This window comes from Flavobacterium sp. XGLA_31, assembly GCF_051547105.1.
Classification (GTDB): Bacteria; Bacteroidota; Bacteroidia; order Flavobacteriales; family Flavobacteriaceae; genus Flavobacterium.
In genome coordinates this window covers 115,739-134,036 of record NZ_JBPTTM010000001.1, presented here as the reverse complement: position 1 = coordinate 134,036, position 18,298 = coordinate 115,739, and the positions used below count along the sequence as shown (strand labels likewise).

The window sequence follows — 18,298 nt, the reverse complement described above, 5'->3', positions numbered from 1 at the left end:
AATTTATTATAAAATATAAAAAGTTTTCAACACGAAAACGTTTTCGATGGACATTTAACAATTGTTACATCAGGTAGGTTGAAATTTTTACATAAATTTAACATTCGAAGTATAAGTATAAGCACAAAATTCAATTTTTTAACCTAAACAAAATGTATGAAAACAATTTACAAAAAGTTGTTATTTTTATTCCTGTTGCTGCCTTTTAGTGTTTTGGCTCAGAGCACTTTAAGCGGAGTTGTTGTTGATAAAAAATCAAACCAACCCTTACCAGGAGTAAATGTAACTGTTCAAGGTGCTAAATTAGGTACCTCAACAGATTTTGACGGAAAATTTCAGTTAGGTGGACTTAAAAACGGAGACGTTGTTGTCTTCAGTTTTATTGGGTACGCCAACGAAACGGTAAAATATACCGGTCAAAAATCTGTAAACGTAAGCTTAGAAGAATCGTCCAATCAGCTACAAGAAGTAGTGGTGCAAGTGGGGTATGGTTCTGTTAAGAAAAAAGATGCTACCGGATCGGTGGCGGTTTTGGCTGCTAAGGATTTCAATAAAGGAGCTAATGTGACAGCAGAAAATTTATTAAACGGAAGAATAGCGGGTGTTACTGTTAACACTTCGGGAGCGCCGGGTTCAGGTTCTGAAATCAGAATCCGCGGAGGAGCTTCTTTGAATGCTTCCAATGACCCGTTGATTGTAATCGATGGATTGCCATTGGATAACAATACCGGTACAGGTTCCACTTCGTTTTTGGCATCACTTAACCCAAGTACCATCGAATCGATTTCGGTGTTGAAAGATGCATCAGCAACAGCCATCTATGGTTCTCGTGCATCGAATGGGGTTATCTTGATTACTACTAAAAAAGGAGCTAAAAAACTGGCCGTGGATTACAATTTCCAATATGGTTCGGGTAAGCTGGTAAAAACAGTCGATGTTTTCGGTGCAGAACAATTCAGACAGGTAGTTACCGATCATTATCCGGATGTATTACCAAGATTGGGTACTGCAAATACCGATTGGCAAAAAGAAATTTACCGCAGAACGGATTATGTAGATAACAATATTTCATTGCGCGGTAATTTATTCAATACGATACCGTCCCGCTTGACTTTGGGGAATACCTATCAGGAAGGTTTAAGGCTTACTAACTCTTTCAACAGAAACACTGTAGGAGTAGCTTTAAACCCTTCTTTTTTTAAAGATCATTTGAAATTTAAGGTAAATGCCAACTACTCAAACGAGCGTAACCGCTTTACCGATGCTGTTGAAGGTGCTGCCATCAACTATGACCCAACACAGCCGGTCTATGATGCTGCTTCTCCTTACGGAGGTTTTCATGAGTACTACAATACAACAACTAATGAGTTGATTAGTCAGACTCCGAGAAACCCGGTTGCTCAATTATTGCAAACACATGATACGGGTGAGTATAACCGATTATTTGGTAATATCGAATTGGATTATAAATTGCACTTCTTCCCTGACTTGAGAGTAGTTTTAAATGCAGGGTATGACGAAGGAGACGGTAAAAGAAGAAAACTGGCAGGTAGCGATGCTGCTTCGTCAGGACAAAACAACAATATTCCTTACGGGACAAATGAATATTCTACCTCAAATAAAAAGAATAAATTATTCGATTCTTATTTAGCGTACAACAAAACTTTTGGAAAAACAGTTTTCGATGCTACAGCAGGGTATTCATATCAAAAAATTGAAAGTAAAACCTATGTAACAGGAAATGTCAATGACCCGAACCTGGCTACTACAGGACCAACAGGATTTCCACAACACCGTTCTAAAACTCCTGTAGTATTAGTTGGTTTCTTTGGAAGAACCAATTTCAATTATGATGATAAATACTTGTTGACCTTGTCTTACAGAAGAGACGGTTCTTCAAGATTTGCAAAAGATAACCGTTACGGGAATTTCCCGGCAGTAGCTTTTGCTTGGAAAGTGAATAAAGATTTCTTCAAAGAAAACAAAACCCTAACTGATTTAAAACTTCGTTTAGGCTGGGGGGTTACCGGACAACAAGATTTAGGTCAGGATAATGCAACGGTTTACCTTCAAAGTTATGTGACCGGAAGTGGTTCGTCTCAATACTATTTTGGACCATCTCCAACACCTATTGCAGTTTCTACAGCTTACAACCCTATCATTAAATGGGAGGAAACAACTACATATAATGCCGGAATTGATTATGGTTTCTTTTCAAACCGTTTAACAGGTGCGGTAGATGTATTCTATAAAGAATCAAAAGATTTATTGGTTAACGGTCCGGTGGCTGATGGAGGTAACTTTTCGAACGTAGTGTATCAAAATGTTGGTAGCTTTACCACTAAAGGTATTGAGTTCAACTTGAATGCTGAAGTAGTAAAAGCCCAAGACTTCAATTGGAATGTAAACTTTAACGTTACTCATTTTGACAGAAAGATTACTGAACTAATCAATAATGCTGACATTAGAGTAGGGGATAACATTACCGGAACCGGTACCCAAGCTCAAATTTACAGAGAAGGGTATGCTCCATACTCGTTCTTTGTATACAAACAATTGTATGATACCGCCGGTAAACCAATTGAAGGGGCTTATGCCGATTTGAACGGGGACGGAATCATCAACGCTTCGGATAAATACATCTACAGAAACCCGGCACCAAAAGCTACTTTTGGTTTTGCTTCTTCTATGAATTATAAAAATCTTGATTTTTCATTCAACTTAAGAGCCAGTTTGGGTAACAGAGTCTTCAATGCAGTGAATGCCGGTAGAGCACAATTCCAAAACCTAAACACAGGAAACGCAGCCGGAAACATTCCGACCAACGTATTGGAGACCGGTTTTGTGACTAAATCAGACAGCAAACTACCATTGTCAGATATTTGGATTGAAAATGGTTCGTACTTAAAAATGGACAATATTACTTTAGGATATACCTTCCCGAAATGGTTAGAAGGAAAAGCCTCTGTAAGATTGTTTGCCGGTTGTCAAAATGTATTTACCATTACAAAATATAGTGGGTTAGACCCTGAAGTTGATAAAAATGGAGTTGACTTGGCCATTTACCCAAGACAACGTACTATCTTATTTGGAGCTAACGTGAAATTTTAAAAAATAGCGATATGAAAAAAATAACAATAATTGTATCCCTTATGATGTTGGCAGGACTTCAGTCTTGCACTAACGATATGGATGTAGCATCTACAGACCCGACTGTAAATTCTGCAGAGGTTTTATTTTCAACACCTCAAGGATATAAACAAGCATTAGCCGGGGTGTATGGTAATTTATCATTAACCGGTACCGGTGACGCAGGTTCCTCATTCCTGCAAGGGATTGATGCAGGAACCAGTCAGTTTGGAAGATGTATGTGGTACCTTCAGGATTTGACTACAGACGAAGCCGTTTGGAGTTATGAAGGTGACGAGGGTGTAGCTGAATTGCAAAGAAACACTTGGACTTCTGCCAATCCAATTTTATTGGGAATGTACAGTAGAACCATGGCTGAAGTGGCCATTGCCAACGATTTTTTAAGACAGTCAACTCCTGAGAAATTGGCTTCAAGAGGTATTACCAACGCTACCGATGTGGCCAATATTGCCTTGTACAGACAGGAAGTAAGAGTGTTGAGAGCGTTGGCGTATTATAACATGATGGATTTATTTGGCAAAGCCGCATTCATTACGGAAAATGACCCGATTAACTTTGTAGGTCCTGAATACAGCAGAGCACAACTCTTCACTTTTATTGAAGATGAGTTAAACGCAGTAATGCCTGATTTGAAACCAGCCAGAACCAACGAATATGGCAGGGTAGACAAAGCTGTAGCTCAAATGATTTTAGCTAAAATCTATTTAAATGCTGAAGTATACATTGGCACACCTAAATATGCTGAATGTATGGCGGCCTGTAATGATATTATGGATGGCGGCTATACTTTGAATTCAAATTATCTGTTCAACTTTACGGCGGATAATAATTCGTCACCTGAAATGATCTTCACACTGCAATCAGACGGGCAAGTAACCCAAAACTATGGGGCTACTACTGTAATTATCAACGGAGAAGTAGGTTCTGTTGAAAACAATGGTTCTGACCTGGGTGTTGGAGGCTGGGGAGGTGCACTTCGACTCAGAAAACAATTTGTTCAGAAGTTCGATGGTGCTGAATTTACCAACGATACACGAAATACTATTATCTCAGGTTCAAGACCAATTGATATCACCAACATCTCTACTCAGGGGCAAGGGTATATTTTGGCAAAATACTCTAACAAATCATCACTTGGTGTGGCAGGAACAAACTCTACCTTTGTAGATACTGATTTCCCACTGTTTAGATTGGCTGATGTATACCTAATGTATGCCGAAGCGCAAATGCGTCGTGATGGGGCTACCAATTCAACTATTGCTCCTAATGCCGATGCTACTTCACTGGGCTATATCAATGCCTTAAGACTCAGAGCAAACAGTCCTGTTGTTACTTCTGCTAACTTGGCCTTTATACTTGATGAAAGAGCCAGAGAATTACACTGGGAAGGACACAGAAGACAGGATTTGATTCGTTTTGGAAAATATACTACGGGATATAACTGGGCATGGAAAGGAAACAGTTTGAACGGAACGTCTATTTCAGATAACCGAAAAGTATTCCCAGTGCCGGATAATTCTCTTAAGGCAAATAAGAATTTAACCCAAAACACAGGTTATTAGTAAATAATTTATAGATAAATAATTATGAAAAATACACTTAAAATAGTTTTGGCTTTTATCAGTATCATGACACTTTCATGTACAGAAGATGTTCAGGATACCGGAGGAGGCACGACTGAGACAGGTTTAAAGTTATTGACACCCAATTCAAGTTTCAATATCATTATAGATGGATCTAAATTAGGGAATCTGGCTACTACCTTTGTATGGACTGATACTGAAAATCCAACCGGGAGTGATGTAACTTATACGGTTGAAGCAGCAGTTGCCGGAACCGATTTTGCAACACCACTCACTATTGGAACAACAACGGATCATTTTTTAGATGTTACTCAAGGAGGGCTTGATACTGCAGCCAAAAATTTAGGCTTGGCGCCTAGAGTTGAGGGATTGATGGATGTGCGTATAACCAGTTCAGCGGGAACTTCGAATTACTATACTTTGAAAGTGACACCTTATCAGCCTATTTGGAGCATTATTGGTAGTGCTTTGACGGGAGACGGTGGCGGATGGAGTATCGATAAAGCAATGCGATTCAATCCAATGACCGAAACTTATTCGATTACTACTGAGTTGTTCACAGGGGAATTTAAGTTTAGAGTTGACGGCAGTTGGACTACCAATTATGGTGATGACGGAAATAATCTTTCATTAGAATCCGGAGGAGCCAACATTTCGGTAACAGCCGGAACGTATACTATTGTAGCTGATTTTGTTAACCATACTTATACCATTACACCAGTGGTTGATGCTTGGGGTATCATTGGAGATGCAACACCAACAGGGTGGGGTTCTGATACCCTTATGGATTATAATCCCGTTACCGGTAAATATACCATTATCATGAACATGAGCGTAGGAGCCTTTAAATTTAGATTGAACCATGATTGGTCAACTAACTATGGGGATGATGATACCAACCTGTCTTTAGATAATGGAGGAGCCAATATTCCGATTTCGGCTGCCGGAACCTATTATATCACCGTAGATTTTACGGGCTTGACGTATACCATTACGCAATTATAATTTTAAAGAAATGCATATTATGAAAAATATATCTAGATTTCTAGTTGGTTTTATGGGGGTTGCCCTTGCGGTTTCATGTACCGATGATGTGGACAAAAGACAACCGGTATCAACAGATACAGCCCCAACACTGAAAGCACCAGCCACTCTCAGTATGGTTTTGAATCACGATACTCCCGATGATTTGGCAACGACTTTCGTGTGGGATTATGCCGCCTATGACGGTACCCAGACAGTGGTTAATTACAGTATTGAATTTGATGAGGCAGGAAACGATTTCGCATCTCCTGTAACTGTGGCTACTACTATTAGCAAATATCAAAACTTTACGGTAGGAGAGTTAAACTCAGCAGCCTTAAATGCCGGTTTTGCACCTTTTGTTGCCAGTAATATTGAGGTTCGCATCAAATCTACAGTGGGTAGTTTAGGAAGCTTACCACAATATTCAAATTCATTTACCATTACATTAACCCCTTATCCAGCTTGGCCAAACTGGGGTATCATTGGAGATGCTACACCAACTGGTTGGGGTTCTGATACCAACATGGACTATGATTTGACTACACATCTGTATTCTATAACAATCCACATGACAGCGGGAGGAGGTTATAAATTCCGATTGGATGATGGTTGGTCAACTAACTTTGGAGATGATGGTAATGATTTGTCTTTAGAAGCAAACGGGGCTAATATTCCGATAACAGTTACCGGGGACTATTTGATTGTGGCTAATTTCAGTGAAGTAGCTACTGGTGGCATTGAACCAAAACACTACACTGTTACGTTGTTATAAACTAACTTAAATTAAAATAAAAGGCTATTCTTTTTGAATAGCCTTTTTTAACTGAATAGATACTATGAAAAAAATTGTTTTGTTTTTCTTATTGGTAACCTCATTAGGGTTCTCTCAAATGACTACTACACCTTCTCCGGCAATAGCTTCCGGGGTAGTGACACTTAATTTTGATAAAACCGGAACGCCATTAGCCAGTTATACGGGTACAATTTATGCCCATATTGGCTTGACTGTTGACGGGGTACAGTGGAGTGCAGTGAAAGGGACCTGGGGTAACAACACCACCCAGCCCGCTTTGACGTTTGTTTCAGGAACGACCTATTCGCTTACCATGAGTCCTGATTTGTATACCTATTTTGGGGTTTCAACCAGTAGTTCTATCACGCAAATTTGTGTGGTTTTGAGAAATGCTGCGGGAAGTGCACAAACTGCTGATACTTTTTTAAATGTTGGAGCCTTCCAATCTTCTTTGGTAACGCCAACAGAGAATACAACCACAATTATTAACTCTGGACAAAACCTTTCCATTACAGCAAATAATACTAATGGCAATGCTGATTATAATTTGTTTGCGAATGGCGTAAGTATCAATACTAGTACTGGGGCTTCCTACAGCTTTACAGATACCAACATTACGGCCAATAAATCCTATGTGTTGCAAATAACTCAGGGGATTACTGTTTTCAACAAGCGTTTTAGCGTTATTGTTGTACCACCAACAGTCAACCAGGCCATGGCAGCCAATCTGGAAGACGGAATCAATTACAATACTTCCGACGCTTCAAAGGCAACCTTGGTGTTAACGGCACCAGGAAAGGACTTTGTTTATGTTGCAGGTAGTTTCAACAACTGGACGCCAGATGGAAACTATGCTATGAAAAAAGACCCATCAACAGGTAAATTTTGGTTGGAACTTACAGGTTTGACTCCCGGAGTGAATAACACTTTTCAATATTGGGTAGTCGATCAAACACCAACGACTAATTCACAAGCGGTTGTAAAAGTGGCTGATCCTTATTCAACTTTGGTATTGTCTCCTTATGATGATTCCACTATTCCTGCTACTAACTATCCTAATATGCCAACCTATCCTGCCGGACAACAGTTTGAAGTGTCTGTGTTGCAAACTGGACAAACTGCCTATCCATGGAGTAGTGCGACAACTAATTTTGTAAAACCAAACAAAGACAATCTGGTAGTTTATGAAGTATTACTTCGTGATTTTGACGCTAACAGATGCTTTCAGTCGTTAATTGACCGTATCAATTATTTCAAAAACCTTAAGATAAATGCAATCGAATTAATGCCTGTTATGGAGTTTGAAGGGAATGAAGGTTGGGGCTATAATCCTGCTTTCCATTTGGCCTTGGATAAGTTTTACGGAACCAAAGCCAAAATGCAGGAGTTTATAGATTTATGTCATCAAAATGGAATTGCCGTTATTCTTGACGTGGCTTTGAATCATGCTTTTGGAAGATGTCCTTTGGTACGCATGTGGCAAACAGACCCAAACAATACCGGTTATGGATCACCAGCTTCGGATAATCCGTATTTTAATACCGTTGCCAAACACAGCTATGGAGTAGGAAATGATTTTAACCATGCCTCTGTCTATACCAAATATTTTGTAAAAAGAGTCATCAAGCAATGGGTAGAGGAATTTAAAATAGATGGATTCCGTTGGGACTTAACCAAAGGGTTTACTCAAGCATGCTCTGCCGGTGACGATACGTGTACCAACGCGTATCAAGCAGATAGAGTAGCCATCCTTGAAGACTATGCGGACTACTCTTGGTCATTAGATCCTTATCACTATGTTATTTTTGAACATTTGGGCATTGACAGCGAAGAACAAGTATGGGCTAATTACCGTCTGTCTGAAACACCAAGTAAAGGAATTATGATGTGGGGAGAAATGACCTATGCCTATTCCCAATTAATGGAAGGATATACTACCGGCGCAGATATTAGTCGCATAGGAGCAACAGCACACGGTTTTTCAGGAAAACGTTTGATGGGATATCCTGAAAGCCATGATAAAGAAAGGTTGATGTACTCCGGAATTACTTATGGTTTGGGCAGCGGAACGAATCCACCAGTGGGAAGTTTGAATAACTGCCTTACCCGAATGTCATCAATTGGAGCTATTTCATTATTAGTACCCGGGCCAAAAATGATTTGGCATTTTGGCGACTTGGGAATGAATAGTTCCATCTTTACTTGTACCAATAACAGCGTTAATACTGATTCCGATGCTACTGCGGGTGATTGTAAATTAGCGACAAAACCGCAACCACAGTGGACCAACAATTGGCTGGGTGTTTCACAACGTGCTACCGTTTACAACAATTGGGCGAAAATGATTAATCTCAAAAAGAATAACGTTGTATTTAACGGTAATTACGCAATCAGTCCGGTATCCACAAATGTTCTTTTGCAACGCATCTATGTTTATGATAATTCCTTGCCGACTTCCCAATTAAAGAATGTTGTTATCTTAACCAATTTTGGTACATCTTCCCAAAATGTTACTCCCGATTTTCCCTATACCGGGACTTGGGTGAATTTAATGGATAATACCACAATTAATGTTTCCAATACTACAGCAGCAATTACCATTGAAGCGGGTGGTTTCAGAATTTACGGAAATCAGGCAGCTTTGGGAACTGAAGATTTCAATGATTTGGAAGAAGTGGTTTTAGCACCTAACCCCGCTACGGGTCATTTTACTATAAATGCCAATACTGCCAAAGTCGAAATCTATTCTGTGACCGGTCAATTAGTGAAAGCTTTTACCAATGGCCAACTGGAAGAATATGAATACAATGTCAGTGATTTGAACAAAGGAATTTATTTAGTAAAAGTTACCGATGGGAACAGTCACACCAAAACGATGAAGTTGATGAAACAGTAAGGTTAGATTAGTTAGTATAATTATTTTGAAGAGCCGTGCAGAAATGTGCGGCTTTTTGTATTTTTATGGAAATAATGTTTACAAATCTTTTGTACTCTTTTTATGAGTAGTATTTTTGTCCTATGAAAAAGCCTTCAAAATCAATAATCTTCAGGATTTTAAAGATTACCGGAGTTACCGTTGGGACCATTCTTTTAGTCCTGTTTTTGATACCTGTGCTTTTTCCCGGAAAAATTGCAGAAGAGGTAAAGGCTTTTGCCAATAAAAAACTGAACGGGGAGCTCAACTTTAAAGAAGCCAACCTGTCTTTCTTCAATCATTTTCCTTCTTTAACACTGACACTGACGGATTTCTCTTTAAAAGGTTCTGCTCCTTATGCCAAAGAAACGCTGGTTTCGGCTCACGAAATAGCTTTCGGTATTAATATCAAAACCCTGATTTTTGACAAGAAAGTGACGATAGACGAGATATATGTTTCCAATGCTTTGATGAATGTTAAAGTCAATGCCAACGGGGAAGCCAATTATAATGTTTATAATTCGGAAGAGAAGGAGACCGAAAAAGATACCACAAGCAATACTTCCCTGCGCTTGGAAAAAATTGCCATTGAAGACAGCCATCTGGTGTATGACGATAAATCAACCAAAATTTTAATCGATGCCAAAGGATTTAATTATGAAGGAAACGGTGATTTGAATAAAGCAATTTTCGATTTGTATACCGAAGCCAGAATCGAATCGTTTGACTTGAATTACGGAGGAGAACAATACCTCAAAAACAAAAAAGTCAACGCCGATTTGATTACCAAAATCAATACCAATTCCCTAGCGTTTATCTTTGAACAGAACAATCTAAAAATTAATAAACTCCCCGTAGAGTTCAAAGGAAAATTTGATTTCCTGAGCAATGGCTACGACATGGATTTTAACATCAAATCCGAAGACAGCAAACTCAACGATTTCTTTACCGCGTTGCCGCCTCACTATGTGACTTGGCTTGAAAAGTCTAAAGTACAAGGCAGCACCGATTTACTGTTGACACTCAAAGGAAAATACATTGCCTCCCTGAACCAAAAGCCCGATTTGGCATTCAACATGAAAATCAGAGACGGATTTATAGCCTATAAAAAAGCGCCTTTTCCGGCATCAAACATCTATCTGAATTTTGATACTAGACTGCCTTCGTTGGATACCGAAAAGCTCAAGGTAAACATCGATTCCATTTTCTTTAATGTGGATAAAGATTATTTCAAAGCTATTATTAAAACCGAAGGTTTAACCCAACCCAAAATAGCCGCCCGCATCAATGCTAAAATGGATTTGGCCAAAATGGATCGGGCCTTGGGACTGGAAAATATGGACTTGCGGGGGATGCTACATGTGGATCTAAACTCCAACGGGGTATACGACAAAAAGCAGAACAAAATTCCAGTGACACATGGAACCCTTTCCTTTAAAAATGGTTTGGTTAAAACGGTTTATTATCCGCATCCGATTCAAAATATTAATGTGTTGGCCACAGTTTTGGACCAAAAGGGTTCGCTGCAGGATTTGCAAGTCAATATCACGCCTGCTTCCTTCGTGTTTGAAGGCAAACCCATTTATGTGAACGCCCGATTGCAGAATTTTGACAATATCAACTATGATATTAAAGCCAAAGGCGAATTGGATTTGGGCAGAATATACAAAGTCTTTTCCCGAAAAGGGTTAGAAGTACAAGGCTATGTCAAAGCCGATCTGGCATTCAAAGGAACGAAAGACAATGTGGTGAACGGACAGTATAAAAAACTGCAAAACAAAGGCACCTTGGTGATTCGCAACATAAAAACCACTTCTGAGTATTTGCCGAAGCCATTTTTGATTAAAGACGGGACTTTTATCTTTAATCAGGACAAAATGCATTTTGATGATTTCAATGCGGCGTATGGCCAATCTGATTTCAACATGAATGGGTATTTACAAAATGTAATCGACTTTGTATTGACCGATAAAGCTATACTTAAAGGCAATTTTACCTTGCATTCGGGCTATATCAATGTGGATGAGTTTATGACCAATACTGCTGCAACACCAATTGCTACAAATGATTCATCAAAAAATGCCCCGTCAAAGTCTTCTGCTTCAGAAGGAGTCGTGGTGATTCCTCCCAATTTGGATTTGCAGTTCGTTGCGACTGCTGCTAAAGTCAATTTTCAGGAGCTGCAATTAGACCGATTGAAAGGGCAAATGAGCCTCAGTAAGGGTAGGTTAGAACTTAAAAATTCCGGATTTGATTTGATAGGCTGTAACGTCAATATGGATGTGGTTTATGGCAGCCTGTCTCCCCAAAAAGCATTCTTTGATTTTAAAGTATTGGCCAAAGACTTTGATGTAAAAAGGGCTTATAATGAAGTGCGACTCTTCCGTGAAATGGCTACCGCTGCTGAAAGCGCAGAGGGGATTATTTCTCTTGATTATAAAGTAGCCGGGATATTAGATGGTAATTTGCAGCCTGTCTATCCTTCCTTGGCTGGTGGGGGAACTCTTTCGGTTAAGGAAGTAAAGATGAAAGGGTTCAAGCTCTTTGGAGCCGTAAGTAGTAAAACCGGCAGAGAAGCTATGAGAAACCCTGATTTGTCTCAAGTAGATATTAAAACGACTATTAAAAATAATATTATTACTATTGAACGTTTCAAATTCAAGGTGGCAGGCTTCCGTCCGCGTATTGAAGGGCAAACCAGTTTTGACGGAAAACTGAATATCAAGATGCGATTGGGTTTACCTCCTTTTGGCATCATTGGTATTCCGATAAAAGTAACCGGAACTCAGGAAAATCCTAAGGTTCGTTTAGGAAAACAAACGGAAGATTTAAAAGAAACCGAGTATCAGGGAGAAACACCACCACCTTTATCCACGGAACCAAAACCCTAGGATTCTTTTTAAAATCTACTTGCTATCCACTATCTTTGTGGCATAAACTTTTACCATGTCTATGAATACTAATGCAGTGTCGGGTTTTTCCAAATTGTCCAAAGAAGAAAAAATCAATTGGATTGCCAATGAATATTTTGCTCAACCAACGAAAGCGGTTGCTACAATAAAACAATATTGGAATAGCGATGCCAAGTTGCAGCAACTGCACGATGAGTTCATAGAAAATACCATTACCAATTTCTACCTTCCTTTGGGCATAGCACCTAATTTCCTGATTAATGGTCGTTATTATTCAGTTCCGATGGTCATTGAAGAAAGTTCGGTGGTGGCTGCTGCTGCTAAAGCTGCTAAATTTTGGAGCACTCGCGGTGGTTTTAAAACCATGGTACTCAACACCGAAAAGATTGGTCAGGTGCATTTTTTATTCAAAGGAACTACAGCTCAATTACAATCGTTTTTCGATAAAACAAAAGATGCTTTATTGGCTGCGACTGAGAACATCACCAAAAACATGCAAAAGCGTGGCGGTGGGATTCTTTCCTTGGAATTGAGAGATAAAACAGCAGAATTACCACACTATTACCAACTGCATGCTACCTTTGAAACCAAAGACAGTATGGGAGCTAATTTTATCAACTCCTGTTTGGAGCAATTAGCCAAATCGCTGAAAGAGGCAGCTCTGCATTATGCTGATTTTTCTTCTGCAGAAAAAGACCTTACTGTGGTGATGAGTATCCTTTCTAATTATGTTCCGAATTGTATCGTTCGGGCCGAAGTTTCCTGTAAAGTGGAAGAATTGGCTGAAAAGAAAATAGAAAATCCACAGGAGTTTGCCGAAAAACTGGTACAAGCGGTTCGGATAGCTGAGATAGAACCGTTTCGAGCTGTAACACATAACAAAGGAATCATGAATGGGGTGGATGCAGTAGTATTGGCTACGGGGAATGATTTCCGGGCGGTAGAAGCAGGAGTACATGCCTATGCCTCGCGCTGTGGCCGTTACAGCAGTTTGTCGCATGCTCAAATTGAAAACGGAATCTTTACCTTTTGGGTGGAAATTCCGTTGGCTTTAGGAACTGTAGGTGGTTTGACTTCCTTACATCCGCTGGTGAAAATGGCATTGGAAATTTTAGGAAAACCTTCAGCAAGTGAGTTGATGCAGGTTGTTGCCGCTACCGGATTGGCACAGAACTTTGCCGCCTTGAGGTCATTGACCACTACCGGAATTCAGGAAGGTCATATGAAAATGCATCTGAATAATATACTCAATCAATACCAGGCAACTGCTGATGAGCGTAAAACCATAGCAGCCTATTTTGAAAAACATACCGTATCGCACGCCTCGGTAGTGGAACTCATTGAAAAATTAAGAAAGTAACTTTTAGCGAAGCATTGAGCCGATAGTATGGAGCAAAACGAAACAAGACAAACTTTTTACAGCAACGGCAAACTGCTCATCACCGGTGAATATTTAGTGTTGGAGGGAGCCTTGGCTTTTGCCTTGCCAACCAAGTTTGGTCAGAACCTGAAAGTCGAAGAAGGAACCGGGCAACTCTTGCATTGGACCAGTTACGACAGTGATGGCAGCATTTGGTTTGAAGATTACATTTCGTTTGACTCGATCATTCAAAAGGAGCGCTTTGTTGAAGAGAAGAGCATCAGAAATACATTAATCGAGATTTTGCATGAGGCCTATTTGGTTTCTCCTCATTTTATCAAGGAGTCTCATGGTTACAAAATCACTACCGAATTAACTTTTCCGAAATCATGGGGTTTAGGGACTTCTTCTACCTTAATTAATAATATTGCTCAGTGGTTGCAAATAGATGCCTATGAACTCCTGAAAAACAGTTTTGGAGGCAGTGGTTATGATATTGCATGTGCACAAAAAAAATCAGGTATTCTCTATCAGTTGATAGATGGTAAGCCTGTGGCGGAAGAGGTTCATTTTCATCCTGACTTTACTAATAAAATCTTTTTTGTATATCTAAATAAAAAACAGAACAGTAAAGCTGCTATTGCTTCTTTTTACGGTAAAAGAGGACATCATGATCAAAGCATAGCGACTATTAATAAACTGACGCAAGCCGTTGTTAGTGCTACAGGGCCCGGGCCTTTTGCATTGGCTCTCCAACAACACGAAATTGAGATGAGTAACGTTTTGGAGTTGGCGACCATCAAAGAGATATTGTTTCCCGATTTCAACGGGACAATAAAAAGTTTAGGTGCCTGGGGTGGTGATTTTGTGTTGAGTATTGCCAAAGATGATCCTACGGCTTATTTCAAATCAAAAGGTTTTCCGGTTGTAATTTCTTATCAGGAGATGATACTGTCGCAATAAATACGTTTTATTTATTCGTAATTCAAAGTAAAGTACGATTAGAAAAGCTTGGTCTGTGTAATGTTTATTTTGAATTTAAAGCATAAAAAAATCCTGAAGCATCTTCAGGATTTTTTATAGAATATGAGTACGATTTCTTAGTAAAAATCAGCGCGGTTGTCTTCAATATCAGCATCGTTTTTCAACGCCGGCATTACTCTTCCTGCATAATTTACTACTTGTTGTTGTACTTTAGTAATGTAATCTGTGTGTTTTGGAAGGGCAGGAGCTTTGGTAACTGATTTAGTTACAATTACAAATACGCCTGAGTTTCCATCAATGGTTTTAGAAAGCTGACCTGCTTTTGATGAGAAGGCAGTACCAACTACTTTTGGTTCGTAGCCTGCTCCAGCTAAAGCCGGATTATCCAAAGTAACATCTACTGCATTCATAACGGTAACTTTGTTAGCAGCTGCAATAGTAGCCAAAGAAGTTCCTGTCATTTTTGCTCTGATTTTCTCAGCTTTCTTTTTGTTTTTCAAAATCAATTCCACTTGTGGTCTTGCTTCTTCAACAGCCATCAAGCCTTTTGGTGTGATTTTTTTCAATTTAGCAATCACATGACCTACGTTGACTACTTCAAAACGTTTTACATCACCAATGCTGGTGCTGCTGTCAAACGCCCATTTTACAATTTGTCTTTGGTTGCTAACGTTACCGAAACTTTCGTCAATTGCTTTAACACGTACCGAAGGGTTCACGTTTAAATTCATTTTTTTCGCTAAAGCAGCGAAGTCACCTTGAGCCGCTTCCATTTCGAATTTAGTAGCCTGCTCATAGATTTTGTCATTAGTAGCTTCAGAAGGCTGAATTTTTTGAGCGATAGTAGCTAATTTAACTGCATCTTGCTTGTCAGTCACATTAATGATGTGGTAACCAAATTCTGTTTCTACCAAACCGATAGTTCCGATAGGGTTATTGAAAACAAAATCATTAAACGGTTTTACCATTTGACCCGGAGCAAAGAATCCTAAATCACCACCTTGTTGAGCCGATGAATCATCAGAGTTAGTCATTGCCAATACCGGGAACATTCCAGGATTTGCTTTTGCTTGAGCTAATAAACCTTCTGCTTTAGCTTTAGCTTGCTCTTTAGTTCTTTTCTCTTTTTTGTTAGGAACTCTTGTTCCTTCCCAGCTGATTAAGATGTGACTGGCTTTGGCTTTTGCTCCTGCTTTTCTGCCTAAGGCTTTTGATAAACAGTAGAAATTTCCTTTCATGTAAGGTCCGTAAACTTGACCTGCCGGTAAGTTGAATAAGGCATCAGCGTGTTCAGCAGGTAAATCTTGTTTGCTTACGTAAGTGGAATCAAAAGGAACATCAGAGTTTAAGTTTACAAATTCTGCATTGTCAGTAACTGATTGGAATGCCGGTATAGTATCGTTTTTACCATCTTTAAATTCTACATGTGAAGTCAATAAAGCGTTCACTTTGTTTTTGATTTCAGCTTCGTCAGCGGCTGATGGTTTTTCTTCAACCAAAACATAATCCAATTCACGTGATTCTTCTGATTTGAATTTTTTCTCTTTGGTTTTCATGTAAGCAACGATTTCATCATCGCTTATTTTTACGTCACTGTCTTTTACAGAAGAGTATGGAACCGATACAAAATCAAAATTCACTTTATTCGTTTCGGCTTCATATTTTAATTTGCCTTCCGTTTCTGTAGTGTACATTGCCCCTTTTACCAAAGAGGTATAGATTTGGTATTTTGCATTTAATTCTGCGTCTTTCTCTTTGTCTTTCAACATTTGAAGACCTTCAGGATTTGATTTGAAATAGTCTTTGAATTTAGCCAAGTCAAATTTCCCAGCAGCATTCAAAAACATTGGGTTTTGACCTATGTTTGGATCTGATTTCAAAACTTCAACGATGTGTTTTTCTCCCACACGGATACCTAATTTATCGAACTCAGCCGAAAGCAAAGCAATGTTTACTTCCTGATTCCAAACTTGATTAGAAGCTTGCATAGAAGTCATTCCTTGACCTTGACTGTTTTTTTCAACATTAGCCACTTTTACTCTAAAGTCTTCAAACGAAATATCTTTCCCGTTAACGCTTCCTACATCTTTGGATAAACTTTTAAAACCTTTGGTAAACAAATCCTGCACGACAAAAGCCAATAATGCAAAACCTATCGCCAGTAAAAGTAAACCGGAACGTTTTCTAATTTTTGATAAAACTGCCATTTTTATTTATGTTAAATTTTTATTCAGTTTGCGAAAATACAATTATCTGTGAAATAATAATACTCACCCAGTTATAATTTCAATTAATTTTTTATTTTTTTTAAGAAATTAATCAATTAGGGTCATTTTGACCAATTCAATCTTTTTGTTTGAAGCTTCTTCGATGACAAATTGGTAGTTTCCGATGGTAATTTGTTCCCCTTTTTGCGGAATCTCTTTAGAGAAATCCACTATAAATCCACCCAAGGTGCCATACGAATCACTCTCGGGAATATTAAGTTTATAGGTTTCGTTGAGGTATTCAACATCCAGTCGGGTCGAAAACAAATAACTGTTGTCTTCCAGCAGTTGTTCTGTAAGGGTTTCGTCAGAGTCATGCTCATCTTCAATTTCCCCAAAGAGTTCCTCTACAATGTCTTCCATGGTTACGATACCTGAGGTGCCGCCGTATTCATCAAGTACAACTGCCACACTTTTTCTTTTTTTGGTTAATAGGTTCATCACCTCTTTGATGAAGATGGTTTCTGGAACAAATTCTACCGGAATCATCACCGATTTGATGCTTCGGGGTTTTTTAAATAATTCAAACGAATGGACGTAACCTACAATATCATCGAGTGAATTAAAGTAGACTAATATTTTGGAGTAACCGGTTTCAATAAAAAGTTCCCGTAAATCCACAATAGAACTGTGCAGATCTACAGCGACCAGCTCAGTTCGGGGTGTCATGATATCGCGTGCTTTTACGCCTGAGAATTCTAAAGCATTTTGAAAAATCTGGATTTCAGAGTCTACATTTTCATGGTCTTCTACTGAGTTCATTTGTTCCGAAATGTAATTGCCCAGTTCACTTTTGCTGAACGAAAGGTTGATTTGGTCACCCTCGGTTTTGAAAAATTTCTTGAGGATAAAATCAGAAATCCAAATCATAAATGAGGAAATGTAGTAGAATAAGCGATAGAAAAAGTAGGCAGGTAGCGCAAAAAACTTGATAAAACTGTTGGCGTAAATCTGAAAAAACACCTTAGGTAAAAACTCTGAAGTCATCAATACAATCAGAGTGGAAAGAGTGGTTTGTAACAGTAAATTCGTTAAGTCAGTAAAGTGCAATCCAAAAGATACAAAGCAACGCATCAATACATCTCCCATAAAGAAACCATAGATTACCATAGAAACATTGTTTCCGACGAGCATGGTCGCTATGAATTTGGAAGGTTTTTGGGTAAGTTTCGTTAGGATTTTGGAAATAAAATCGTCTTGTTTTTTTTCAATTTCCAGATAGATTTTGTTGGAAGAAACAAAAGCGATTTCCATACCGGAAAAAAAGGCGGAAAGGATTAAACATAAAATGATTATTCCAATTTCCATG

General features: G+C 38.9%; 10 protein-coding genes. 8 read left to right on the top strand and 2 right to left on the bottom strand.

Going from position 1 to position 18,298, the window contains the following annotated elements; all coding sequences use genetic code 11:
- The first annotated feature begins 156 nt into the window (after window positions 1-156).
- From ACSVH6_RS00540 to ACSVH6_RS00505, 8 genes are all read left to right on the top strand, one after another.
- Window positions 157-3,111 carry a SusC/RagA family TonB-linked outer membrane protein gene (locus tag ACSVH6_RS00540; RefSeq protein WP_438074524.1) on the top strand — a complete coding sequence of 985 codons (2,955 nt, stop codon included), beginning with the start codon at window positions 157-159 and terminating at the stop codon, window positions 3,109-3,111.
- 11 nt (window positions 3,112-3,122) lie between these two features.
- Window positions 3,123-4,712 carry a RagB/SusD family nutrient uptake outer membrane protein gene (locus ACSVH6_RS00535; RefSeq protein ID WP_438074522.1) on the top strand — a complete coding sequence of 530 codons (1,590 nt, stop codon included), beginning with the start codon at window positions 3,123-3,125 and terminating at the stop codon, window positions 4,710-4,712.
- A gap of 24 nt (window positions 4,713-4,736) precedes the next feature.
- Window positions 4,737-5,738, top strand: coding sequence for a SusE domain-containing protein (locus ACSVH6_RS00530; RefSeq protein ID WP_438074519.1), 1,002 nt, complete (start codon window positions 4,737-4,739; stop codon window positions 5,736-5,738).
- Window positions 5,739-5,757: 19 nt separating this feature from the next.
- Window positions 5,758-6,531 (top strand): SusE domain-containing protein, encoded by a 774-nt coding sequence (locus ACSVH6_RS00525; RefSeq protein ID WP_438074517.1) that lies wholly within the window; start codon window positions 5,758-5,760, stop codon window positions 6,529-6,531.
- Between the two features lie 64 nt (window positions 6,532-6,595).
- The gene (locus tag ACSVH6_RS00520) at window positions 6,596-9,448 is read left to right on the top strand and encodes an alpha-amylase family glycosyl hydrolase (RefSeq protein WP_438074515.1); all 2,853 of its coding nucleotides are present in this window, start codon (window positions 6,596-6,598) and stop codon (window positions 9,446-9,448) included.
- Between the two features lie 122 nt (window positions 9,449-9,570).
- Complete coding sequence (locus ACSVH6_RS00515) at window positions 9,571-12,357, top strand: hypothetical protein (RefSeq protein ID WP_438074513.1); 2,787 nt, start codon at window positions 9,571-9,573, stop codon at window positions 12,355-12,357.
- A 55-nt stretch (window positions 12,358-12,412) separates the two neighbouring features.
- Window positions 12,413-13,738, top strand: a complete 1,326-nt coding sequence (locus ACSVH6_RS00510; RefSeq protein WP_438074511.1) for a hydroxymethylglutaryl-CoA reductase, degradative — start codon at window positions 12,413-12,415, stop codon at window positions 13,736-13,738.
- Window positions 13,739-13,765: 27 nt separating this feature from the next.
- Entirely contained in the window at window positions 13,766-14,701 is a 936-nt protein-coding gene (locus ACSVH6_RS00505) for a GYDIA family GHMP kinase (protein WP_438074509.1), read from the top strand.
- Between the two features lie 137 nt (window positions 14,702-14,838).
- On the opposite strand, the gene ACSVH6_RS00500 is transcribed toward ACSVH6_RS00505, so the two are convergent.
- Together ACSVH6_RS00500 and ACSVH6_RS00495 are read right to left on the bottom strand one after the other, a co-directional pair.
- Complete coding sequence (locus ACSVH6_RS00500; RefSeq protein WP_438074507.1) at window positions 14,839-16,929, bottom strand: peptidylprolyl isomerase; 2,091 nt, start codon at window positions 16,927-16,929, stop codon at window positions 14,839-14,841.
- Window positions 16,930-17,037: 108 nt separating this feature from the next.
- Window positions 17,038-18,297 (bottom strand): hemolysin family protein, encoded by a 1,260-nt coding sequence (locus ACSVH6_RS00495; protein WP_438074505.1) that lies wholly within the window; start codon window positions 18,295-18,297, stop codon window positions 17,038-17,040.
- Window position 18,298 lies beyond the last annotated feature (1 nt).